Raw genomic sequence first — 21,542 nt, 5'->3', positions numbered from 1 at the left:
GCCTGCTGGGTACCGGGGTGGAGACCGTTCGACGGGCGGCCGGATACCCTGGGGGCGACGACCATACCCGTACCGATGCCGCAAGGGACCCGCGACCGACGTGTTCGACACTCTCTCCGACCGCCTCGCAGCGACGTTCAAGAACCTCCGGGGCAAGGGCCGCCTCAGCGAGGCGGACATCGACGCCACCGCGCGCGAGATCCGGATCGCGCTGCTGGAGGCGGATGTCGCGCTGCCGGTGGTGCGGGCCTTCATCAAGCAGATCAAGGACCGGGCGCTCGGCGCCGAGGTCTCCGGCGCGCTGAACCCGGCGCAGCAGATCATCAAGATCGTCAACGAGGAGCTCATCGCGATCCTCGGTGGCGAGACCCGCCGTCTGCGCTACGCCAAGAACGGCCCGACCGTCATCATGCTGGCAGGTCTGCAGGGTGCCGGTAAGACCACCCTGGCGGGCAAGCTCGGCCACTGGCTGAAGCAGCAGAAGCACACCCCGCTGCTGGTCGCCTGCGACCTCCAGCGCCCCAACGCGGTCAACCAGCTCCAGGTGGTCGCCGAGCGCGCCGGGGTCGCCTTCTACGGCCCGCAGCCCGGCAACGGCGTCGGCGACCCGGTGCAGGTGGCCAGGGACTCGATCGAGTACGCCAAGCAGAAGCAGTACGACGTCGTCGTCGTCGACACCGCCGGCCGCCTGGGCATCGACGCCGAGCTGATGCAGCAGGCCGCGGACATCCGCGCCGCCGTCCAGCCGGACGAGGTGCTGTTCGTGGTCGACGCCATGGTCGGCCAGGACGCGGTCACCACCGCCCAGGCCTTCCTCGAGGGCGTCGACTTCACCGGCGTGGTGCTCTCCAAGCTGGACGGCGACGCCCGAGGCGGCGCGGCCCTCTCGGTCGCCCACGTGACCGGCCGTCAGATCATGTTCGCCTCCAACGGCGAGAAGGTCGACGACTTCGACGCCTTCCACCCCGACCGGATGGCCTCGCGCATCCTCGGCATGGGTGACGTCCTCTCCCTGATCGAGAAGGCCGAGCAGACCTTCTCGCAGGAGGAGGCCGAGAAGATGGCCGCCAAGCTGCGCGGCGGTCCGAAGGCCTTCACCCTGGACGACTTCCTGTCCCAGCTGGAGCAGGTCCAGAAGATGGGCTCGATCTCCAAGCTGCTCGGCATGCTGCCGGGCATGGGCCAGATCCGGGACCAGATCAACAACATCGACGACAAGGACGTCAACCGGGTCGGCGCGATCATCAAGTCGATGACGCCGCTCGAGCGCGCCGAGCCGGAACTGATCAACGGGTCCCGCCGGGCCCGTATCGCCAAGGGTTCGGGCGTCCAGGTCGGCGAGGTGAAGAACCTGGTCGAGCGGTTCTTCGAGGCGCGGAAGATGATGTCCGCGATGGCCTCCGGCAAGGGCATCCCCGGCATGCCGGGCATCCCCGGCATGGGTGGCGGCGCCAAGAAGTCCGCGAAGAAGGCGCCGGTCGCCAAGGGCAAGCGCAAGAGCGGCAACCCGCTGAAGCGCGCGCAGGAGGAGGCCGAGGCCGCCCAGCGCAAGGCGCTCGGCCCGGCCGGCGAGCAGCCCGCCGCCCCCGGCGGTGCCTTCGGCCTCGGTGCGGGCAAGGGCCCGTCGGACTTCCAGCTCCCGCCGGAGTTCAAGGACCTGCTGTAGGACCTGCTGCAGGATCCGCCGCAGGACCCGACGCAGGGCCCACCGCGGGGTCGCCCGTGGAGAAGCAACGACGGCCGGGGGTGCGCACAGCGCCCCCGGCCGTGCGCTTCCCGGTGCTTTGATGGATCCATGCGAGTGAGGATCCGGGCGCCGAGGCGCGAGGACGTGCAGGCGTACGCGGAGGCGGTGCGACGGTCCGCCGAGCACATCGGCCGGTGGAACCCGGTCGAGCCGGACGGGCTCCCCGAGCTGCTGGACCGCCAGGGCGCCGGGCTGAGGACCTACCTGATCGAGGACGTCGAGACCGGGGGCCTGGTCGGCAAGTGCAACGTGGCCAACATCGTGATGGGCCGCTTCTGCAACGCCGCGCTCGGCTACGACTCCTACCTGCCGTTCGCCGGCACCGGCCGGATGGGCGAGGGCATGCGGCTGGTGGTCGACCGCTGCTTCGCCGTGGAGGACCTCGGCGGTCTCGGGCTGCACCGCCTGGAGATCAACATCCAGCCGGACAACGAGCGCTCGATCGCGCTGGCCCGCCGGCTCGGCTTCCGCCACGAGGGCTTCACGCCGCGGATGCTCTTCCTGCAGGGCGCGTGGCGCGACCACGAGCGGTTCGCGCTCACCGCCGAGGAGTGGCCGACCCCGACCCGGATCTGAGCCGCGCGCCGCCTCGCGCCGCCTGGATCAAGGTTCGGCATGTCCGTATTGTCCGATGGGTGACCAATCCCGTACCGCCCCGTCAGACCCCCGACCAGCCGTGGCGGTCCGAGGGCGCCCCGCCGCCCCCGCCGCGCCGCCGGATGCCCGGCGGCTGGGGCGGGCTGATCCTCACCGCGCTGGTGGTGTTCCTGATCTCCGACCTGCTGCTGAGCTTCGTCGGCAACGGCGGGTCGACCACGATCTCGTACACCGAGTTCAACAACCAGCTGAACAGCGGCAACATCACCAAGATCTACTCCAAGGGCGACGCCATCGAGGGCAGCCTGAAGAACAAGGCGCCCAAGCCCGACGGCGGCAAGGGCGACTACACCGACTTCACCACCCAGCGCCCGGTGTTCGCCGACGACAACCTCTGGGGCACCCTCCAGGCGCAGAACGTCACCGTCACCGCCGAGCCGGTCGTACAGCAGCGCAGCTTCCTCGCCAACCTGCTGATCTCGCTGGCGCCGATGCTGCTGCTGATCCTGGTGTGGGTGCTGATGGCCCGTCGGATGGCCGGCGGCATGGGCGCGGGGGCGCTCGGGCGGAAGGCGCCGCCGAAGCCGGTCGACACCAGCGCCGGCCGGCGCACCACCTTCGCCGACGTGGCCGGCATCGACGAGGTCGAGGCCGAGCTGAGCGAGGTGGTCGACTTCCTCAAAAACCCGCAGGAGTACCGGAGGCTCGGCGCCAAGATGCCGCGCGGCGTGCTGCTCGCAGGCCCGCCCGGCACCGGCAAGACCCTGCTGGCCCGGGCGGTGGCGGGCGAGGCGGACGTGCCGTTCTTCTCCGCGTCCGCCTCCGAGTTCATCGAGATGATCGTCGGCGTCGGCGCCAGCCGGGTCCGCGAACTCTTCGCCGAGGCCCGCAAGGTGGCGCCCGCGATCGTCTTCATCGACGAGATCGACACCATCGGCCGGCAGCGCGGCGGCGGTGGCGGCATGGGCGGCCACGACGAGCGCGAGCAGACGCTCAACCAGATCCTCACCGAGATGGACGGCTTCTCCGGCTCCGAGGGCGTCATCGTCATCGCCGCCACCAACCGGGTCGAGATCCTCGACCAGGCGCTGCTGCGCCCCGGGCGCTTCGACCGCCGGATCACCGTCAGCCCGCCCGACCGCGGCGGCCGCGAGGAGATCCTGAAGATCCACACCAGGTCCGTCCCGCTGGCCACCGGAACCGACCTCGACCAGGTCGCCCGCACCACCCCCGGCATGACCGGCGCCGACCTGGCCAACCTGGTCAACGAGGCGGCGCTGCTCGCGGTCAAGCGCAAGCAGGACGCGGTCGCGCAGGCCGACCTCTCCGACGCGCTGGAGAAGGTCCAGCTGGGAGCCGTCCGGCCGCTGGTGATGCCCGCCGGGGAGCGCGAGCGCACCGCCTACCACGAGAGCGGCCACGCCCTGCTGGGCATGCTGCAGCCCGGTGCCGACCCGGTCCGCAAGATCACCATCGTGCCCCGCGGACGGGCGCTCGGCGTCACCCTCTCCACCCCCGACACCGACCGCTACTCCTACACCGAGCCCTACCTGCGCGGCCGGATCATCGGCGCACTCGGCGGCATGGCGGCCGAGCAGGTGGTCTACGGCATCGTCACCACCGGCGCCGAGAGCGACCTGGAGCAGGTCACCAACATCGCCCGCGGGATGGCCGGCCGCTGGGGCATGAGCGAGCGGGTCGGCCGGCTCACCGCCATCCCCAACGACAGCCAGGGCGCGTACGGGCTGTCCGCCGCGCCGACCACCCTGGACGCGGTGGACGAGGAGGCGCGGCGGATCGTCGCCGAGTGCTACGAGGACGCGGTGCGGTTGCTGGGCGAGCACCGCGGGAAGCTGGACGCCCTCGCCCGCGCCCTGCTCGACGCCGAGACGCTGGACGAGGAGGCCGCGTACGAGGCGGCCGGCGTGCCGCGCAAGGCGCTCGACCGGGCGTGAACGCCGCTCGGCCGCCTGTCCGACCGGATGTGAACGTCCCTCGGCGGCCTGTCCGACCCCGGGTGCCGGGCTCAGCCTGTCCGACTCAGGGTGCCGGGCTCAGCGCTCGGCGACGACGTAGCGGAAGAGGTTGACCATCCGGACCGAGCCGTCCGCCTGGACGTACGGATGCAGCGCCTCCTCCAGCTCCTTGGCCACCAGCGCCTCCCCGGCGTCCGCCACCGCCCGCTCGAACAGCCCGGTGGAGAGCATGCCGCGCACCGCCTCGTCCAGGTCCGCGTAGGCGAACGGGCAGCTGACCCGTCCGCTGCCCGCCGGCCGCAGACCGGCACCGTTCAGCAGCCGCTCCATCGCTCCCGGAGCACTCAACCCGAACGGACCGCGCGCCGGGGGGCGCGGGGCGTGCCGGTGCGCCACCGCCAACACCGACGCGCTCTCGCAGCGCTCCGGCGGACCCCAGCTCGCCAGCACCACCTGACCACCCGGCAGCGTCCGCCGGGCAGCCGCGGCCACCAGCTCGGTCGGCCGCTCGGCGAGCGGCAGCTGCTCGAAAACCGTCACCAGCGAGTGGGCCGGCCGGGCGACGCCGTACGCCGAACGGGCGGCCACGCCGGCCGGTGAGGGGGAGAAGCGCGCGGCGCTGTCGAGGGCCGGCGGGGCGAAGCGTGCGGCGCTGTCCAGGACCGACGGGGCGAAGCGTGCGGCGGAGCCGGCGGCCCGCGAGGGCTCGGAACCGGGCGGCGAGGGTTCGAAGCCGGCTGCCGCGGGCTCCAGGCCGGCCGCCGACGCGGCGGGCCCGGGGGAGACCGCGAGGCCCCGACCCTGCGCCAGCTCCCGCAGCTCGGCGACGTCCTCCTCGCCGGTGACCTGCGCCCCGCGCTCCGCCGCCAGCAGCAGAGCCAGCCCCGAACGGCAGCCCAGGGCCAGCAGGCTGGTCGCCGCACCGACCTCCAGCCGCTGGTAGACGGACTGGTAGAGCGGGACCAGCATCCGCTCCTGGATCTCCGCCCAGTCCCGCGCCCGACCGTGCGACCCCGCGAGGGCCTGCGCCCCCGGGCGTTGTGCGGTGTCGCCGGTCATTTGCGCTGAAGCCATTCCGGTCTCCATTCCCGTCCGTGAGTCCCGGTGCCACCACGGATCCCGCTGTCACTCCGGATCCCGATGCCACCCTGAGTCCCGATGCCACGCTGCCGCCACCGGATGTCCTGCTCCCGCCCCCGGTCGAGCCCGCCCCGGTACCAGCGAACAGCGGCTCGGCCCCGGCGTCCAGACGGGCGGCGCGGGTTGTTGGTCGGACGGTGAAACCGATTCACAGTCCGCGCCCGGATCCCCGTACCATCTGCCCCATGGCTAAGGCACCCGTTCTCACCCCTCAGGCGGAAGACTTCCCCCGCTGGTACCAGGACCTCATCAACAAGGCCGAGCTGGCCGACAACGGTCCGGTGCGCGGCACCATGGTCATCCGACCGTACGGCTACAGCCTGTGGGAGCGGATGCAGCAGGAGATGGACGCCCGGATCAAGAAGGCCGGCGCCCAGAACGCCTACTTCCCGATGTTCATCCCGCAGTCGTACCTGACCAAGGAGGCCGAGCACGTCGAGGGCTTCGCCCCCGAGCTCGCGGTGGTCACCCACGGCGGCGGCAAGGAGCTGGACGAGCCGGTCGTGGTCCGGCCCACCTCCGAGACGATCATCAACGAGTACTTCTCCAAGTGGGTGCAGAGCCACCGCGACCTGCCGCTGCTGATCAACCAGTGGGCCAACGTGGTCCGCTGGGAGCTGCGCCCGCGCGTCTTCCTGCGCACCACCGAGTTCCTCTGGCAGGAGGGCCACACCGCCCACGCCACCTACGAGGACGCCCGCGACTACGCCTCGAAGATCCACACCGACGTGTACGGCGACTTCATGGTCAACGTCCTCGGCATCGACGTGGTGCTCGGCCGCAAGACCGCCAAGGAGCGCTTCGCCGGCGCCATCAACACCCTCACCCTCGAGGGCATGATGGGCGACGGCAAGGCCCTGCAGATGGGCACCAGCCACGAGCTGGGCCAGAACTTCGCCAAGGCGTTCAACACCACCTACCTGTCCGGCGGCTCCGAGCGCGAGCACGTCTGGCAGACCTCGTGGGGCGTCTCCACCCGCATGGTGGGCGGCCTGATCATGTCGCACGGCGACGACAACGGCCTGCGCGTCCCGCCGCGGCTCGCCGCCGTCCAGGCCGTCGTCCTCGCCATCAAGGGTGACGACGCGGTGCTGGCGAAGGTCCGCGAGATCGGCGCCGCGCTGGAGGCCGCCGGCGTCCGCGTGGTGGTCGACGACCGGACCGACACCCCCTTCGGCCGCCGCGCCGTCGACTGGGAGCTCAAGGGCGTCCCGCTGCGCATCGAGGTCGGCCCGCGCGACGTCGAGGCCGGTACCGCGATGCTCGCCCGCCGCATCGCCGGCGGCAAGGAGCCGGTCTCCATCGACTCGCTGGCCGCGACCGTGCCCGGCATCCTCGAGGAGGACCAGGCGCTGCTGCTCCGTCAGTCCCGCGAGCGCCGCGAGGCCCGCACGGTGGACGTCAAGACCATCGACGAGGCCATCGAGGCCGCCGCGACCGGCTGGGGCCGGATCTCCTGGGCCGAGCTCGGCCCGGAGGGCGAGGCCAAGCTGGCCGCGCAGGGCGTCTCGGTGCGCTGCATCATCGCGGCCGACGGCTCCGTCCCGGCCACCGACGACCAGGCCGGCAATCTGGCGCTCGTCGCCCGTGCCTACTGAGCGTCACCGCACCGTTCGACCTGCGTTCCGGCTGACGGACGTTCGAATTCAAGAACCCAGGTTCGCGTACTAGCAGTTGAGACTACTGACCGGTCAACTCCCGGCGGTCGAAAACTAGCGGTACGGTATACGGCCCGTGGCCCTGTCAATTCTCGGCGGGTCACGGGCCGTCCGCTTGGGGGTGCTGGGCCCCCGTGCGGTGCCGAGAGTCCGGCGAAACCCGTCGGGCACGAGAGTTGCAGGGGGTTGGTCTTGCGTCAGATCGGATCAGCGCAATTCGCGCGCGGATGTGCATTCCTGAGAGTTTGCTGGGAATTCCCGGAGGCCGGGAACTCGCGGAACATCGGCTCTCTTCCCATCGTTGGTACAGCGTGAGCACGACACAGCCCCTCGTCCTGGCGGCCGAACTGGCCGCCGCCTGGAGCGACATCCAGGCCCACCACCAGGACCTCCCCGACCTGGCCTCGCCCGAGGCGCTGATCGGCGAGTCCTCCTCGGCCTGTGGCACCCAGCTCAACTTCGAGCGGCTGCTGCACGAGGCCGCCCACGGGCTGGCTGCCGCCCGCGAGATCCGCGACACCTCGCGAGCCGGCCGCTACCACAACCGCCGCTTCCTGATGCTCGCCTCCGAGCTGGGCCTGGCCCACCCGGTCGAGCCGCACGCCAGCAGCGGTTTCTCCCAGGTCACCATGGACATCGCCACCCGCGAGCGCTACACCGGGACCATCGAGCGTCTCGACCGCGCCCTCGGTGCCCACCAGCTCGCCGTCACCGGCGAGGGCAACCACCGGACGTTCCGTGGCCCGGCGGCCCGGCACGGCTCCTCCGGCGGCGGCGTCCGCGTCAAGGCCGTCTGTGGCTGCGGCCGCAACGTCCGGGTCGTGCCGTCCGTGCTCGCCCAGGCCTCGATCGTCTGTGGCGCCTGCCAGCAGCCGTTCAAGATCGCCTGAAGCGGCTGACCTGGACTGAAAGCCGGGCCGGGACCATTGGTCGACGGCTCTACCGGGGGCGGGGGCCCTCGGTCGGGTCGTGGCCGGTCGTGACCGGTCGTGGTCGTGCCGTGGTCGCGTGCTTCCGCCGTGTCATCGGCATGCCGTGCTCTGCTGCTGCCGCTCTCCCCGGGCGCTGCTCCCCGTCCTGGCGCTGCCGCTGTGCGTTCCTCGGGGTGCCTGCGCTGCGCGCTCTCGGGGTGCCTGCGGTCAGGTCGACCTGCCCCTGTGTGGCACAATGGACAGCTGAGTACTCGGCAGCCGAGCAGGACCCTCTCTCCTAAAGGCTGGCGTGTCCCTTGAACGGCCCACCCCGCAACCCCACGCGAGGGTCGGTGCTGCTCACCCACGTCAAGTTCAGGAGAACCCACTCCAGTGGCAGTCAAGATCAAGCTCAAGCGTCTCGGCAAGATTCGCTCCCCGCACTACCGCATCGTCGTTGCCGACTCCCGCACCAAGCGTGACGGCCGCGCGATCGAGGAGATCGGCATCTACCAGCCGACCTACAACCCCTCGAAGATCGAGGTCGACAGCGACCGCGCCCAGTACTGGCTGTCCGTCGGCGCCCAGCCGACCGAGCCGGTGCTCGCCATCCTCAAGCTGACCGGTGACTGGCAGAAGTTCAAGGGCCTGCCGGCTCCGGAGCCGCTGAAGGTCGCGGAGCCGAAGGTCGAGGACTTCTCGCACCTGTTCGCGAAGGCCGTCGCCGGCTTCGAGGACGCCACCACCGGTGTCGCCATCACCCCGAAGGCCAAGAAGTCGGACAAGGCTGACGAGGCCGAGGCCGCTTCCACCGAGGCCTGAGCGTGATCGAGGAAGCCCTCGACCACCTGGTGAAGGGCATCGTCGAGCACCCGGACGAGGTGCAGGTGCGCTCGCGCAACCTGCGTCGCGGCCACACCATCGAGGTGCGGGTGCACCCCGACGACCTGGGCAAGGTGATCGGCCGGGGCGGCCGGACCGCGCGCGCACTGCGCACCGTGGTCGGCGCCCTGGGCGGACGCAACGTCCGGGTCGACCTGGTCGACGTGGACAGCCTCCGCTGACCTGCGACCACAGGATGTGAGGACCGGCCGGGACGTGACCGTCCCGGCCGGTCCTTCTGCATTCCCCGCTCCACGCTTCTCCTCTCCTGTTCTTCCCAGTTCACTTCCCCTCCCGTCCGCTCATTCGCTTGGAGAACGATCACCGTGCAGCTCGTCGTCGGCAGGATCGGCCGTGCCCACGGCATCAAGGGGGACGTCAGCGTCGAGGTCCGCACCGATGAGCCGGAGCTCCGGCTCGGCCCGGGTGCTGTGGTGATGACCGACCCGGCATCGGTCGGCCCGCTGACCGTCGAGTCCGGCCGCGTCCACAGCGGGCGGCTGCTGCTGCGTTTCGCCGGAGTCAAGGACCGCAACGACGCCGAGGCGCTGCGCGGAACGCTGCTGATCTCCGAGGTCGACCCCGAGGAGCGCCCGGACGACCCGGAGGAGTACTACGACCACCAGCTGATCGGCCTGGACGTCGTCCTCACCGACGGCACCCTGGTCGGCGAGCTCACCGAGGTCGTCCACCTCCCGTACCAGGACCTGCTCACCGTCACCAAGCCGGACGGCACCGAGGTGCTGGTCCCGTTCGTCTCGCAGATCGTGCCGACCATCGACCTGGAGAACCAGCGTGCCGTCATCACCCCGCCGGCCGGTCTGATCGACCCGGCGGACGCGGTGGTGGCCGGTTCCCGTGAGGTCGATGCCGATGCCGATGCGGGGGCCGGGGCTGCTGCCGATGTCGAGGCCGCTGCTGAGGCTGCTGCCGAGGCTGCTGCCGAGGCCGAGGGCGGGAGCGAGTCGGCGTGAGCGAGATGCGGATCGACGTCGTCACGATCTTCCCCGAGTACCTGGAGCCGTTGAACGTCTCCCTGGTCGGGAAGGCCCGTGCCCGCGGCCAGCTGGACGTGCACCTGCACGACCTGCGCGGGTGGACCACGGACATCCACCGGACCGTCGACGACACCCCCTACGGTGGCGGCCCCGGCATGGTGATGAAGCCCGAGCCGTGGGGCGCCGCGCTGGACTCCGTGCTGGGCCAGGGGCCCGAGGGCGAGGTGCCCACCCTGGTGGTGCCCACCCCGAGCGGTCGGCCGTTCACCCAGGAACTCGCGCAGGAGCTGGCCGGCTGCCGCTGGCTGGCCTTCGCCCCCGCCCGGTACGAGGGCATCGACCGGCGGGTCATCGAGGAGGCGGCCACCCGGATGCCGGTGGTCGAGGCGTCGATCGGCGACTACGTGCTGGCCGGCGGCGAGGTCGCCGTCCTGGTGATGGTCGAGGCGATCGCCCGGCTGCTGCCGGGGGTGCTCGGCAACGCCGAGTCGCACCGCGACGACTCCTTCGCCCCGGGAGCCATGGCCGACCTGCTGGAAGGCCCGGTGTACACCAAGCCGGCCGAGTGGCGCGGCCGGGAGGTGCCCGAGATCCTGCTCAGCGGCCACCACGGCAAGATCGCGCAGTGGCGGCGGGAGCAGGCCTTCGCCCGCACCCTCGCCAACCGGCCCGACCTGGTCGCCCGCTGGCAGCGTGCCGACTTCAGCAAGAAGGAGCGGGAGGCGCTCAGCGTGCTCGGCCTGGCGTGGGACGAGCAGCAAGGCCGATTTCTGAGCATGGCCGAGGCTGTGGAAGAATAGGCGACTGTTGTCTGTCGCTGGGCTCCCGCAAGGGGTCACGTGGACCGGTGCCCCCGCCACGGGGGGATCATCGTCAGCCGATGCGACCCGCAACACCTTCCCATTGAGACGAATTTCCGTGGGCGGCCCGTGGCGCCTGCGATGGAGAGCAACATGAGCAACAAGCTCGCTGCTGTCGACGCGGCTTCGCTGCGCACCGACATCCCGTCCTTCCGTCCGGGTGACACCCTCAAGGTGCACGTCCGGGTTATCGAAGGCAACCGCTCGCGCGTCCAGGTCTTCCAGGGCGTTGTCATCCGTCGTCACGGCTCCGGCATCGGTGAGACCTTCACCGTTCGCAAGGTCAGCTTCAACGTCGGTGTCGAGCGCACCTTCCCGGTGCACACCCCGGTCGTCGAGAAGATCGAGGTCGTGACCCGCGGTGCGGTTCGTCGCGCCAAGCTGTACTACCTGCGTGACCTCCGCGGCAAGGCTGCGAAGATCAAGGAGAAGCGCGACGCCTGATCGGCTGCGCTCCTGCTCAGCCCGGACGGGGCCTCCGAACGGCGTACGCCGTGAGGATAAGCTCAGCCCGATGAGCACGCACGAACCACCCGCGGACCGCGATGGCCGTCCTGTCCCTTCGGGGGCGGACCGGCCGTCGCGGTCCGTGGTCGTTTCCGGGGCTGAGGTCGCGGCCGCTTCTGAGGCGGCGGTCGCTTCTGAGGTCGCGGTGGCTTCTGATGCCATGGCCGAGGCGACCGGGACGCTCGTGGCGGAAGCGGTCACGGCTCCGGAGACCGGTGCCGATGGCAGTGGTGGTTCCGACGTCGCTGCGGCCGATGGAGCCGGGGCCGGCTCCGAGGAGGACTCCGCCGCTGCCGGGGAGCCTGCGGGCCACCGCTGGACGCGCGATCTGCTGTGGCTGGCGGCGGTGTGCGTCGCGGTGCTGCTCGTCGTGAACGCCTTCGTCGCTCGGCCGTTCGCGGTGCCGTCGGGCTCGATGGAGGGCACGCTGCAGCCGGGCGACAGGCTGGTGGTGAACCAGCTGGCGTACGCCTTCGGCGGGCACGTCCAGCGGGGCGACGTGGTGGTCTTCGACGGCATCGGTTCGTTCCTTCCGTACGCGGCGGAGCCGGCCGCGCCGCGCCGTGTCCTGTCGGGACTCGGGCTGGCGCCGGCGGGAGACACGGTCTTTGTGAAGCGGGTGATCGGCGTGGGCGGGGACCGGGTCACCTGCTGCGGCTCGGACGGGCGTCTCCGAGTCAACGGGGTCGCCCTGGACGAGTCGGACTATCTCTTCCCGGGGGACACGGCGTCCTCGGTGCCGTTCGACATCGTGGTGCCGCGAGGTGAGCTGTGGCTGATGGGTGACCACCGCAGTGCCTCCCGCGACTCCCGGGACCACCTCGGCGAGCCGGGTGGCGGGACGGTGTCGGAGGACAAGGTGATCGGCCGCGCGGACTGGGTGGTCTTCCCGGTCGGCCGGTGGACTTCGCTGGAGCGGCCTGCCGCCTTCGCCGCGACAGGGGGAACTGGTACGCATGGGGACCAGGGGTAAGGGCAGGTCCTCGGCCGGGGTTCAGCAGAGCCGGTCGGACGGCTCCCGGGCCGACGCGGACGTGACGGGCACGCGTGGGGGTAGGGACGTGGCCCGCGGGGGCTCGGGCGGTGACGTCCCGCGGGGGCGGGCCGAGCGCCGACGGACCGCGAAGCGGGCTGCCAAGCGCCAGCGCCGCTCGTTGTTGCGCGAGCTGCCGCTGATCGCGGTCGTCGCCGTGGTCATCGCGCTGGTGCTGAAGACGTTCCTGGTGCAGGTCTTCGTGATCCCCTCCGGGTCGATGGAGCAGACCCTGCAGATCGGCGACCGCGTCCTCGTGGACAAGCTGACCCCGTGGTTCGGCAATGAGCCGAGCCGGGGCGACGTGGTGGTGTTCAAGGACCCCGGTGGCTGGTTGGAACCGGACCACAAGCCCTCCTCGGACGGACCGGCGATGCGCCGGGTGAAGGGCGTACTGTCGGCTGCGGGTCTCCTTCCGTCCGAGGACGAGCGCGACTTGATCAAGCGGGTCATCGGTGTCGCGGGCGACACCGTCGAGTGCTGCGACGCACAGGGAAAGTTGAGCGTCAATGGAAAGCCGCTCGACGAGCCGTACCTGGCCGCGGGCAACGACCCGTCCAAGCTGACCTTCAAGGTGACGGTGCCGGCGGGCCGGCTGTGGGTGATGGGCGACCATCGGGACATCTCCGCCGACTCCCGCTACCACATGGCGAATCCCGGCTCGGGGACGATTCCGGTCGAGGACGTGGTGGGCCGCGCGTTCGTGGTGGCCTGGCCGCTCTCGCACTTCCGTCAACTCGAAGTGCCGGATTCACTCTCCTCGTTGCCGACCAGGGCGGCGGGCGAATCAGGGGCCGTTCGGCCGGATCCTGCGGAACCTCCGCTCGTTATGGGTGTGTTGGGTGTGCTTCCGGCCTTGGCGCGGCGCCGGAGGGCCAGCCGCGGGACCTGATCCGGGGGCCGGCGGGCGACCCGGCGAACTCACCCCGTCGGCGCGTGGGGCTCCGGCACGTCGATCGGGAGTGATAGAGAAGTGAAGTGCCGAAGTGCTCGGATCGGCGCCGGTGTCGGGCGTGCCCATGACGGGCAGGTCTGAGGCGGGCCGAGGGCCGATCACGAAGTGCGGTGCCCGCTGTGCGGCACTGAGGAGCGCGGGCGCGCGGGCGTCCGCACAGCAGGGAGGAGATGTCGTGGGGGATCTGGTGATCGGTGCTCGTTCGGGCACCCCGGAGCCCGAAGGGGAGCATGTGAGCGGCCCCGGCGAGTCGGATGGCATGGAGGGCGACTCCTTGGACGGAACTGGCACGGGCGAGGACCGGGCCGAGACGGCGGAGGACGGCGAGGAGGGCACCACCAGGCGTCCCAAGCAGCGGTCCTTCTGGAAGGAACTGCCGATCCTGATCGGCATCGCGCTGATCCTCGCCCTGGTGATCAAGACTTTCTTCGTCCAGGCGTTCTCCATCCCGTCGGGATCGATGGAGAACACCCTGCAGGTCGGTGACCGCGTCCTGGTGGACAAGCTCACCCCCTGGTTCGGCTCCGAGCCGGAGCGCGGTGAGGTCGTGGTCTTCCGTGACCCGGGCGGCTGGCTGAACGACGAGCCGGCCCAGCGGAGCGACAACGCCTTCGTCCGGGGCATCCAGGACGTCTTCAGCTTCATCGGCCTGATGCCGTCCAGCGACGAGAAGGACCTGATCAAGCGGGTCATCGCGATCGGCGGCGACACCGTCGAGTGCCAGGGCACCGGGCCGGTCAAGGTGAACGGCGTTGCGCTCGACGAGCCGTACATCTACCCGGGCAACACCCCCTGTGGCGAGAAGCCCTTCGGGCCGGTCCACGTGCCGAAGGGCAGCATCTGGGTGATGGGCGACCACCGCGGCGACTCGCTGGACTCCCGTTTCCACCAGGACCAGCCGGGTGGCGGCACGGTGCCGGTGGACAACGTGGTCGGTCGGGCGTTCGTGGTCGCGTGGCCGATCAGTGACTGGGCGACGCTGCCGGTGCCGGCGACCTTCGACCAGAAGGGGCTCTCTGCCGCCGCGCCGTTCGCTCCTCCGCTGGCCGGGGCCGCCGCGGCAGTGCCCGCGGTCTGGCTGCTGCGTCGGCGCCGCCGCTGACGTCGGCTCGGCACCGGGTCTCTGCCCCGGTGCCGCCGACGCGGATCCGGAGCCTGCTCCCGGTACGGATCCGCTTCCGCTGATCCGCGGCGAAGGCTTGCGCGGGCCGTGGTACTCGTGAGTAATCTGCTCGCACGTGCCACGGCCCGCAGCTTTTGCTCCGGCAGGCTGCGGCCGCCGGGCACGTCGGCGTCTCCGTCCGGAGCGCCAACCGGTGAGGAGAGGGCCAAGGCGATGAGCAGTGTCGCGGAGCGGACCACGCCCGCCCGTCCGGCCGGCCGTACCCGCCGCAGCACGGCCTCGGTCGTCCAGGGCCTGGTGATCGCGCTCGGGTTCGTGATGATGGTCGGCGGATTCGCGCTGATCGCCGTCGACTACCGGCCCTACAAGATCCCGACCGCGTCGATGACGCCCACCCTGGCGATCGGCGACACCGTCCTCGCCCGGAAGGCCGACGGCGGGTCGGTCGGGCGCGGCGACATCGTGGTCTTCCAGGACGACACCTGGGGCGCCGAGTCCATGGTCAAGCGCGTGGTCGCGGTCGGCGGCGACACCGTCGCCGGTGACGAGCGGGGGCGGCTGACCGTCAACGGCACGCCCGTACGCGAGCCGTACCTCGAGGACAAGCCGATACTCTCGGTGGCCTTCTCCGTGGCCGTGCCCGAGGGGCGGCTCTTCCTGCTCGGCGACGACCGGACCAACTCGCTCGACTCGCGCAGCCACCTCGAACTGGCGGCGGGCACGGTGCCGGCCACCGGGGTGCAGGCCCGGGTGGAGGCCATCGTCCTGCCGTTCTCCCGCGCGGGGACGCAGAGCCGGACGACCGCGTTCGACGGTCTCGGTGGCGAGCCGGCGCACCAGCCGGGGCCGCTTGTGCCGGCCGCCTGGGCGGCTGCGGGCGGTGCGGCGACGGTGGTGCTGGCCTCCGCCGCAGGCGGCGCGGTCCAGCTGGTCCGGCGCCTCCGCGGGCGGAGGGCCTGACCCGGGGCCCACGCGGGCACAGAGTCTCAGGACAGAGGTGATCCAGATGGCGGTGGAACGGCGTCGGGCCGTGCGCGTGCTGCTGCTGGACGCGGCCGACCGGATCCTGCTGCTGCACGGCTTCGACCCGGCCGTACCGGGCGTGACCTGGTGGATCACCCCGGGCGGCGGGATGGAGGCCGGCGAGGACGCGGTGGCGGCGGCCCGGCGGGAGCTGGCCGAGGAGACCGGGCTGACCGGGGTGGAGATCGGTCCACTGGTGGCGTACGGCATGACTGCTTTCTCCTTCCGAGGGCAGGAATTCGAGCAGGAACAGTGGTTCCACCTGGCCCGCACGGTGCGGACGGACGTGGAACCGACGGGAGGCGGCGCCGATGAACACGCTGTGCTGACGGCGGCTCGCTGGTGGACGGTGGACGATCTGCGGACCACTGGCGAAACCGTGTACCCGGCAGGTCTGGCCGATTTGGTCGAGCGCTTGCTCTCCGAAGGGCCACCAGTACCGCCGGTCACGCTCTGAGCGCGGTTGCGGTGGTCCACAATGGGGTGGACGTGACGAGTTGAGGGGACGCTTGGAATGAGTGCCGAAGACCTCGAGAAGTACGAGACCGAGATGGAGCTCAAGCTCTATCGGGAGTACCGGGACGTCGTCGGCCTGTTCAAGTACGTGATCGAGACGGAACGACGCTTCTATCTCACGAACGACTACGACCTGCAGGTGCACTCGGTGCAGGGCGAGGTGTTCTTCGAGGTGTCGATGGCGGATGCCTGGGTCTGGGACATGTACCGGCCGGCCCGGTTCGTTCGGAAGGTCCGGGTGCTGACCTTCAAGGACGTCAACATCGAGGAGCTCGCCAAGAGCGACCTGGAGCTTCCGTCGGACGACTCGGCCTTCGGCAACAACTGACCGGGGCGGCGACCGGAAGCAGCGGCAGTCCGGGACGGGGGTGCCCGGGCCACGAGACTGAACGGCGTCCACTGCCCCTGTCCAGAGGCGAGCCGGATTCTCACCCCCGCGGGTGACCCCGGTTGTCCACAACCCCGAGTTGTCCACAGGAATCCGGTGGGCGCTGGCCCGCCCGGCGCGACCACGGCAACCTCCCGACCCGGAGGTGACAGCCGTGCAGAGTTCCAACAACGGCCTCGGCCGCTACGGCGAAGAGGTGGCCGCCCGACGTCTCACCGAGGGCGGCCTGCGCATCCTGGAGCGCAACTGGCGGTGCCCGGACGGAGAGCTCGACATCGTTGCGCTGGACGGGGACACGATCGCTGTCTGCGAGGTGAAGACCCGCTCCGAGCGGGGCTTCCAGCAGCCCAGCGAAGGCATCGACGAGACCAAGGCCGACCGATTGCGCCGACTCGCCGAGCGCTGGCTGGCGGAGCGCTGGCCGGTCCATTTCTCCCGCCTCGCGCACGTCGTCGAGCAGACGTCAGGTAGCGGCGCTCCGGGCGAGCCACCCGTCGACGGGACCGCGCGAGGCCCAGCACCCCCACCGCCGGGCGGCGTCCGGATCGACCTGGTCGCCGTCGTCAACCGGGTCAAGGGCGCGGCCGAGGTCGAGCACCTGCGCGGGGCGGTGTGACATGGCCTTCGCCCGTACCTGCTCGGTCGCCCTGCTCGGCGTCGACGGTGTCGTCGTCGAGGTCCAGGCCGACCTGGAGCCCGGCATCGCCACATTCAGTCTGGTCGGCCTGGCGGACAAGGCCCTGTTGGAGGCCCGCGACCGGGTGCGGGCCGCCGTGGTCAACAGCGGCGAGAAATGGCCGCAGCGCAAGCTCACGGTCGGGCTCACCCCGGCTTCGGTCCCGAAGAGCGGAAGCGGGTACGACCTCGCCGTCGCCTGCGCCGTGCTCGCCGCCGCCGAGCGCCTGGATCCGTCCTCGATCGCGGGCCTGCTGATCATCGGCGAGCTCGGCCTGGACGGCCGGGTCCGCCCCGTCCGCGGTGTCCTGCCGGCGGTGCTCGCCGCCGCCGACGCCGGATACCGCGAGGTGGTCGTCGCCGAGCAGACCGCCGCCGAAGCAGCCCTGGTGCCCGGAGTGTCCGTCCGCGGAGTGCGCAGCCTCCGCCAGCTGATCGCCCTGCTCACCGGCGCGCCCGAGCCGGAGGAGCCGCCGGTCCTCGGCGCCGGCCTGCCCGACCCGATGGCCGCCGGGCTGCTGGTGCCCGGAGTCGGAGTCCGCAACCTCGCCGCCAACCACGACATCCGACCCGACCTCTCCGACGTCGCGGGCCAGTACGAGGCCCGACGCGCCCTGGAGATCGCCGCCGCCGGTGGACACCACCTCTACCTCAAAGGCCCGCCGGGCGCGGGGAAGACCATGCTCGCCGAGCGCCTGCCCGCCCTGCTTCCACCGCTCACCCACGCCGAGGCACTCGAAGTCACCGCGGTCCACTCCGTGGCCGGCCTCCTCCCCGCCGACCGACCCCTGGTCGACGCCCCGCCCTACTGCGCACCGCACCACTCGACCACCATGCCCGCGATCGTCGGCGGTGGCACCGGCCTGCCGAGACCCGGCGCCGTCTCGGTGGCCCACCGGGGCGTGCTGTTCCTCGACGAGGCACCCGAGTTCCCGGTCCGGGTGCTCGATGCCCTCCGCCAGCCCTTGGAGTCCGGCGAGGTGACCATCGCCCGCTCGGCAGGCTCGATGCGGCTGCCGGCCCGCTTCCTGCTCTGCCTGGCGGCCAATCCCTGCCCCTGCGGTCAGTACTCGATGAGAGGAGGGGGCTGCGAATGCACCCCGGTCATGGTCAACCGCTATCAGGCGCGACTCTCCGGGCCGCTGCTCGACCGGGTCGACCTCCAGGTGCAGGTCGCGGCCGTCACCAAGACCGAACTGATGGAGCGCGACCGCACGTCGGAGACCACCGCCACGGTCGCCGCCCGCGTACGCGCCGCCCGCGAGCGAGCGGCCGCCCGGCTCGTCGACACCCCCTGGCGCACCAACGGCGAGGTGCCCGGGCATGAGCTCCGCACCCGCTGGCGGCTCGCCCCAGGATCACTCGCCGACGCGGAGCGGGACCTGGAACGCGGCCTGCTGACCGCCCGCGGTCTCGATCGCGTCCTCCGCGTCGCCTGGACGGTCGCCGACCTGGCCGGCCGACCCCGGCCCGAACGCAGCGACATCAGGACCGCACTGACCCTGCGCACCGGTGTCCACCGCGGCCAGCCGCTCACCGACCCGCGGGCCGATCCGCACCGGGACCCCGACGCCGACCTGGGCGGCGAGTTCTGACGCCACGTCCGACCAGCCCCGACCAGCCCCGACCCGCGAAGGAGACGATCGTGACCCAGAGTTCAACGCCGAGCCTGACCAGTGGCCACCACAGCCCGGCCGCCGTCACGGCCTGCCGCGCCGAGACGGCTGCGGGCTCGCCCGTGCCGGCGGTCCAGATCGCGGTCCCCGTGCCGCTCCCCGAGCCGGGCCTTGCCGCGCGGCTGCGCCCTCGGCCGAGGCGGCCCCGCAACCGGCCGACCACACCCGGTCCGGTCGCCGGGCACGTCCGAGCGACGCCGTCGGCCGAGGCACGCGGCGCGCCTCGGCGAGGACCGGCGGCCTGCGCCCCGGGAGGACAGGCCGTGCCGTCAGCGGGGGGTGACCTCGACGTCGAGAACGTCTCCGATGCTGCGGTCACCGTCGGGGACGGTGGCCGCGCCGGAACCGGGGTCGGGGCCGGCTCCGACGCCGGTACCAGTGCGGGCATCAGCCCCGGGAACGGTGGTGAGGACGGCGCCAGGGGCGAGGGCGCCGCGTCGACCGCGCCGGGTACGGGGCGGTGGTCGGCGGACCGGGCCGCGCCCGAGACGGTGGGTGGCGGCCCCGCAGCGGCCGCTCCTGTGCCTCCAGCCGTCGAGTCACCCGCCGAGGTCGACCCCGAGAGGTGGGCCCGGGCCGCGCTCACCCGCCTGATCGAACCGGGCGACGCCACCATCGGGCGCGCCGTCGCACGGCTCGGCGCCCTGACGGTGGTGCGGGCGATCAGGAACGGCACAGCACCGGAACACCTCGGGCTCAGCTCGGCCAGGCTGGCCGCCTATCGAGCGCGCCTTCCGGAGATCAACCCGAGGGTGGATCTGGAGCGTGTGCGAACCCGCGGCGGCCGGTTCATCATTCCGGGGGACTCGGAGTGGCCCTCGCAGCTCGAGGATCTGGGGGACGGCCGGCCGGTCGGGCTGTGGATCCGCGGCACCGGTTCGCTGCGCCTGCTCGCCCTCCGCTCGGTCGCCGTAGTGGGATCCCGGGCCTGCACGCCGTACGGGAGGTATGTGGCCGGTCAGCTCTGCTCACAGCTCGCCGAGCGGGGGTGGGTGATCGTCTCGGGTGCGGCGTACGGCATCGATTCCGCCGCTCACCAGGGCGCCCTTGCGGTGGGCGGTACGACCGTGGCGGTACTCGCGTGTGGCGTCGACGTCGCGTACCCGCCCGGAAATGCGGGGCTGATCGAGCGCATCGCCGCGCAGGGGCTGGTGGTCAGCGAGCTCCCGCTCGGCACCCACCCCAACCGGTTCCGCTTCGTCCTCCGAAACCGCGTCATCGCCGCGCTCACCCGCGGGACGGTCGTGGTCGAGGCGGCGCTGCGCAGTGGTGCACTGAGTACGGCACGGCGGGCCCGGGACCTCAACCGGCACACCATGGGCGTCGCCGGGCCGGTGACCTCCGAACTGTCGGCCGGAGTCCACGCCCTGATCCGGAGTGGGGCGGCCACCCTGGTGACGGACGGGGCCGAAGTCGGCGAACTGATCGGCGCGATCGGCGAGGACCTCGCGCCTCGGCGCGCCGGACCGGTTCTCCCACGAGACCTGTTGGAACCCCCGGTGGCCAGGGTCCTGGAGGCGGTCCCGGCCAACGCCGAGGGCGCGCCACCCGAACGGCTCGCCCGCCAGGCGGGCCTGACGCTCGACGAAACGATGAAACGGCTCTACGAGCTCGGTTCGCTGGGCTACGTCGAACGCTTCGGCACCCACTGGCGGCTTGTCAGGCGACGCCGGCAGGAACTGTAGGAGGCCGCGGTCGGAGGCCGGAGAGGGGAGGGCATCGGGGAGGTGGTCGACGGACACACGGTGATTGCCGGAGATCGCCGAGCCGAAGACCGTCGACCGGGGGGCGACGCGCACATGGTGGCGACCGGTGATCGGCACCGGCGACCACCGCGGGCGACCCCGGTCCCGGTCCAACCCCCGCCCAGCTCCGGAACCGGCGATCGGCGACACGAGGCGGCGCGCGCCGCGCCGTCCGCGCCGCCCGTCGGACCGGCCAGTTCAGCGGGACACGCCGGGGCGGAGCAGTGGCGCCACCGGATCGGGGGACGACCGAGTGGCGGTAGCACTATGCAGCGACTTGGTCACGCTACGCTCCCTATGGCTTCCCTATCAGCACATGACTCGGCAGAACGGCGCAGACCAACGCATGCCCACACACATTCCCGGACACCGGGTGACCGGTGGCGCCCGGTCCCCCGAAGGGACGGGGGCCGAGAACCGCTCCGCCGCAGAGCTCCAGCCGAAGGGGCCGGGGCGGCTGGGGCTGGCGCGCAAGGTCGCCCCGCCGCAGGCGCCCGGCCAGCCCGTCGCGGGTCAGCCGATGACGACGGGCCAGCCGTCAGCCCTGCGGCGAGCCGTCGGTCCGGCCGGCCCGGGCCGCCCTTCGGACGACCGTCCAGTCACAGCCGTGCCCCCTGCGCCGTCCGCGCCACCGGTGGCTCCACCTGCAGGGCCAGCGGTGCCTGGCATTCCCGCCGCGCCCAGCATTCCCGCGGCACCCGCCGGCCCGCCGGTGCCCACCATTCCGGGTGCACCTGGTGTGCCCGGTGGGCCGGCTCCGGCTGTGCCCGCTGGACCCGGGGCGTCCCTGCCAGGTCGGCCGGCCGGCCCCCGGAGCGCTGCGGCTCAGGCTGCCGGTGGCCCCGGAGCGGTGGGTCAGCCGACCATCGGTCAGTCGCCGTCCGGTCGCCGGCGGGAGCGTGATGGCCGGACCGCCTCCGGGCCGTCGGTGACGAAGCCGTCGGCGGCGCGGCCCGCAGGAGCCAGAAGGGCTGCGAACAAGCCTCCGGCAGCTCGCTCCGAGACGGCTCGGCCGGCGGACGCCGGTGCGGAGGCCGCCACGCAGGGCAGCCGGTCCGGACCGGGCGCGGCAGCCGCGCCGACGCTGGTTCCCGCTCCGGTCCCTGCCCCGGCGTCGTCGGCTCCTGCCGCT

20 protein-coding genes are annotated in these 21,542 nt (G+C 72.0%); 19 read left to right on the top strand and 1 reads right to left on the bottom strand.

The features are described 5' to 3' along the window. The first annotated feature begins 100 nt into the window (after positions 1–100). From ffh to ftsH, 3 genes are all read left to right on the top strand, one after another. Positions 101–1,666, top strand: coding sequence for a signal recognition particle protein (gene ffh / locus ACGFX4_RS30105; protein ID WP_393080863.1), 1,566 nt, complete (start codon positions 101–103; stop codon positions 1,664–1,666). Between the two features lie 129 nt (positions 1,667–1,795). Beyond that, positions 1,796–2,323 carry a GNAT family N-acetyltransferase gene (locus tag ACGFX4_RS30100; protein ID WP_393080861.1) on the top strand — a complete coding sequence of 176 codons (528 nt, stop codon included), beginning with the start codon at positions 1,796–1,798 and terminating at the stop codon, positions 2,321–2,323. A gap of 59 nt (positions 2,324–2,382) precedes the next feature. Next, entirely contained in the window at positions 2,383–4,299 is a 1,917-nt protein-coding gene (gene ftsH, locus ACGFX4_RS30095) for an ATP-dependent zinc metalloprotease FtsH (RefSeq protein WP_393080858.1), read from the top strand. A 99-nt stretch (positions 4,300–4,398) separates the two neighbouring features. Here ftsH and ACGFX4_RS30090 read toward each other — a convergent pair whose 3' ends face one another. After that, positions 4,399–5,394, bottom strand: a complete 996-nt coding sequence (locus ACGFX4_RS30090) for an SAM-dependent methyltransferase (RefSeq protein WP_393080856.1) — start codon at positions 5,392–5,394, stop codon at positions 4,399–4,401. Between the two features lie 251 nt (positions 5,395–5,645). Here ACGFX4_RS30090 and proS point away from each other — a divergent pair, with 251 nt between their 5' ends. From proS to dprA, 16 genes are all read left to right on the top strand, one after another. Beyond that, entirely contained in the window at positions 5,646–7,058 is a 1,413-nt protein-coding gene (gene proS, locus ACGFX4_RS30085) for a proline--tRNA ligase (protein ID WP_393080854.1), read from the top strand. A 371-nt stretch (positions 7,059–7,429) separates the two neighbouring features. Next, entirely contained in the window at positions 7,430–8,008 is a 579-nt protein-coding gene (locus ACGFX4_RS30080; protein ID WP_345699128.1) for a hypothetical protein, read from the top strand. 414 nt (positions 8,009–8,422) lie between these two features. Then, positions 8,423–8,851 carry a 30S ribosomal protein S16 gene (gene rpsP / locus ACGFX4_RS30075; RefSeq protein WP_345699129.1) on the top strand — a complete coding sequence of 143 codons (429 nt, stop codon included), beginning with the start codon at positions 8,423–8,425 and terminating at the stop codon, positions 8,849–8,851. 2 nt (positions 8,852–8,853) lie between these two features. Continuing rightward, a complete protein-coding gene (locus ACGFX4_RS30070; protein ID WP_014138265.1) occupies positions 8,854–9,093 on the top strand; it encodes an RNA-binding protein in 240 nt (79 codons plus the stop codon). Positions 9,094–9,237: 144 nt separating this feature from the next. Further along, a complete protein-coding gene (rimM, locus tag ACGFX4_RS30065) occupies positions 9,238–9,885 on the top strand; it encodes a ribosome maturation factor RimM (RefSeq protein ID WP_393080852.1) in 648 nt (215 codons plus the stop codon). A 5-nt stretch (positions 9,886–9,890) separates the two neighbouring features. Next, positions 9,891–10,709 carry a tRNA (guanosine(37)-N1)-methyltransferase TrmD gene (gene trmD / locus ACGFX4_RS30060; protein ID WP_393080974.1) on the top strand — a complete coding sequence of 273 codons (819 nt, stop codon included), beginning with the start codon at positions 9,891–9,893 and terminating at the stop codon, positions 10,707–10,709. A 153-nt stretch (positions 10,710–10,862) separates the two neighbouring features. Next, positions 10,863–11,213 carry a 50S ribosomal protein L19 gene (gene rplS / locus ACGFX4_RS30055; protein WP_393080849.1) on the top strand — a complete coding sequence of 117 codons (351 nt, stop codon included), beginning with the start codon at positions 10,863–10,865 and terminating at the stop codon, positions 11,211–11,213. 70 nt (positions 11,214–11,283) lie between these two features. Beyond that, positions 11,284–12,249: a signal peptidase I gene (gene lepB / locus ACGFX4_RS30050; protein WP_393080846.1), complete on the top strand. Its 966-nt coding sequence runs from the start codon at positions 11,284–11,286 to the stop codon at positions 12,247–12,249. Between the two features lie 181 nt (positions 12,250–12,430). Continuing rightward, complete coding sequence (gene lepB / locus ACGFX4_RS30045; protein WP_393080844.1) at positions 12,431–13,201, top strand: signal peptidase I; 771 nt, start codon at positions 12,431–12,433, stop codon at positions 13,199–13,201. A gap of 247 nt (positions 13,202–13,448) precedes the next feature. Further along, a complete protein-coding gene (gene lepB / locus ACGFX4_RS30040; RefSeq protein WP_393080971.1) occupies positions 13,449–14,366 on the top strand; it encodes a signal peptidase I in 918 nt (305 codons plus the stop codon). A gap of 234 nt (positions 14,367–14,600) precedes the next feature. Then, positions 14,601–15,347, top strand: coding sequence for a signal peptidase I (lepB, locus tag ACGFX4_RS30035; protein WP_393080841.1), 747 nt, complete (start codon positions 14,601–14,603; stop codon positions 15,345–15,347). 46 nt (positions 15,348–15,393) lie between these two features. Then, positions 15,394–15,867 (top strand): NUDIX hydrolase, encoded by a 474-nt coding sequence (locus tag ACGFX4_RS30030; RefSeq protein ID WP_393080968.1) that lies wholly within the window; start codon positions 15,394–15,396, stop codon positions 15,865–15,867. 57 nt (positions 15,868–15,924) lie between these two features. Continuing rightward, positions 15,925–16,254, top strand: a complete 330-nt coding sequence (locus ACGFX4_RS30025) for a DUF2469 domain-containing protein (protein WP_345699135.1) — start codon at positions 15,925–15,927, stop codon at positions 16,252–16,254. Positions 16,255–16,459: 205 nt separating this feature from the next. Continuing rightward, positions 16,460–16,930, top strand: coding sequence for a YraN family protein (locus ACGFX4_RS30020; RefSeq protein WP_393080838.1), 471 nt, complete (start codon positions 16,460–16,462; stop codon positions 16,928–16,930). A gap of 1 nt (position 16,931) precedes the next feature. Further along, entirely contained in the window at positions 16,932–18,584 is a 1,653-nt protein-coding gene (locus tag ACGFX4_RS30015; protein ID WP_393080836.1) for a YifB family Mg chelatase-like AAA ATPase, read from the top strand. Positions 18,585–19,315: 731 nt separating this feature from the next. Then, complete coding sequence (gene dprA, locus ACGFX4_RS30010; RefSeq protein WP_393080833.1) at positions 19,316–20,350, top strand: DNA-processing protein DprA; 1,035 nt, start codon at positions 19,316–19,318, stop codon at positions 20,348–20,350. Positions 20,351–21,542: the final 1,192 nt, after the last annotated feature.

It is taken from the genome of Kitasatospora sp. NPDC048365 (assembly GCF_043200835.1).
Taxonomy (GTDB): Bacteria; Actinomycetota; Actinomycetes; order Streptomycetales; family Streptomycetaceae; genus Kitasatospora; species Kitasatospora terrestris.
This window is presented reverse-complemented; position numbering and strand designations above follow the sequence as displayed.

Excerpts from the sequence above, each read along its gene's own strand:
- lepB (WP_393080841.1), top strand. The coding sequence starts at position 14,601 with ATGAGCAGTGTCGCGGAGCGGACCACGCCCGCCCGTCCGGCCGGCCGT.
- ACGFX4_RS30090 (WP_393080856.1), bottom strand. The coding sequence starts at position 5,394 with ATGGCTTCAGCGCAAATGACCGGCGACACCGCACAACGCCCGGGGGCG.
- proS (WP_393080854.1), top strand. The coding sequence starts at position 5,646 with ATGGCTAAGGCACCCGTTCTCACCCCTCAGGCGGAAGACTTCCCCCGC.
- ACGFX4_RS30100 (WP_393080861.1), top strand. The coding sequence starts at position 1,796 with ATGCGAGTGAGGATCCGGGCGCCGAGGCGCGAGGACGTGCAGGCGTAC.
- ACGFX4_RS30030 (WP_393080968.1), top strand. The coding sequence starts at position 15,394 with ATGGCGGTGGAACGGCGTCGGGCCGTGCGCGTGCTGCTGCTGGACGCG.
- rplS (WP_393080849.1), top strand. The coding sequence starts at position 10,863 with ATGAGCAACAAGCTCGCTGCTGTCGACGCGGCTTCGCTGCGCACCGAC.
- trmD (WP_393080974.1), top strand. The coding sequence starts at position 9,891 with ATGCGGATCGACGTCGTCACGATCTTCCCCGAGTACCTGGAGCCGTTG.
- lepB (WP_393080846.1), top strand. The coding sequence starts at position 11,284 with ATGAGCACGCACGAACCACCCGCGGACCGCGATGGCCGTCCTGTCCCT.
- ACGFX4_RS30025 (WP_345699135.1), top strand. The coding sequence starts at position 15,925 with ATGAGTGCCGAAGACCTCGAGAAGTACGAGACCGAGATGGAGCTCAAG.
- ACGFX4_RS30015 (WP_393080836.1), top strand. The coding sequence starts at position 16,932 with ATGGCCTTCGCCCGTACCTGCTCGGTCGCCCTGCTCGGCGTCGACGGT.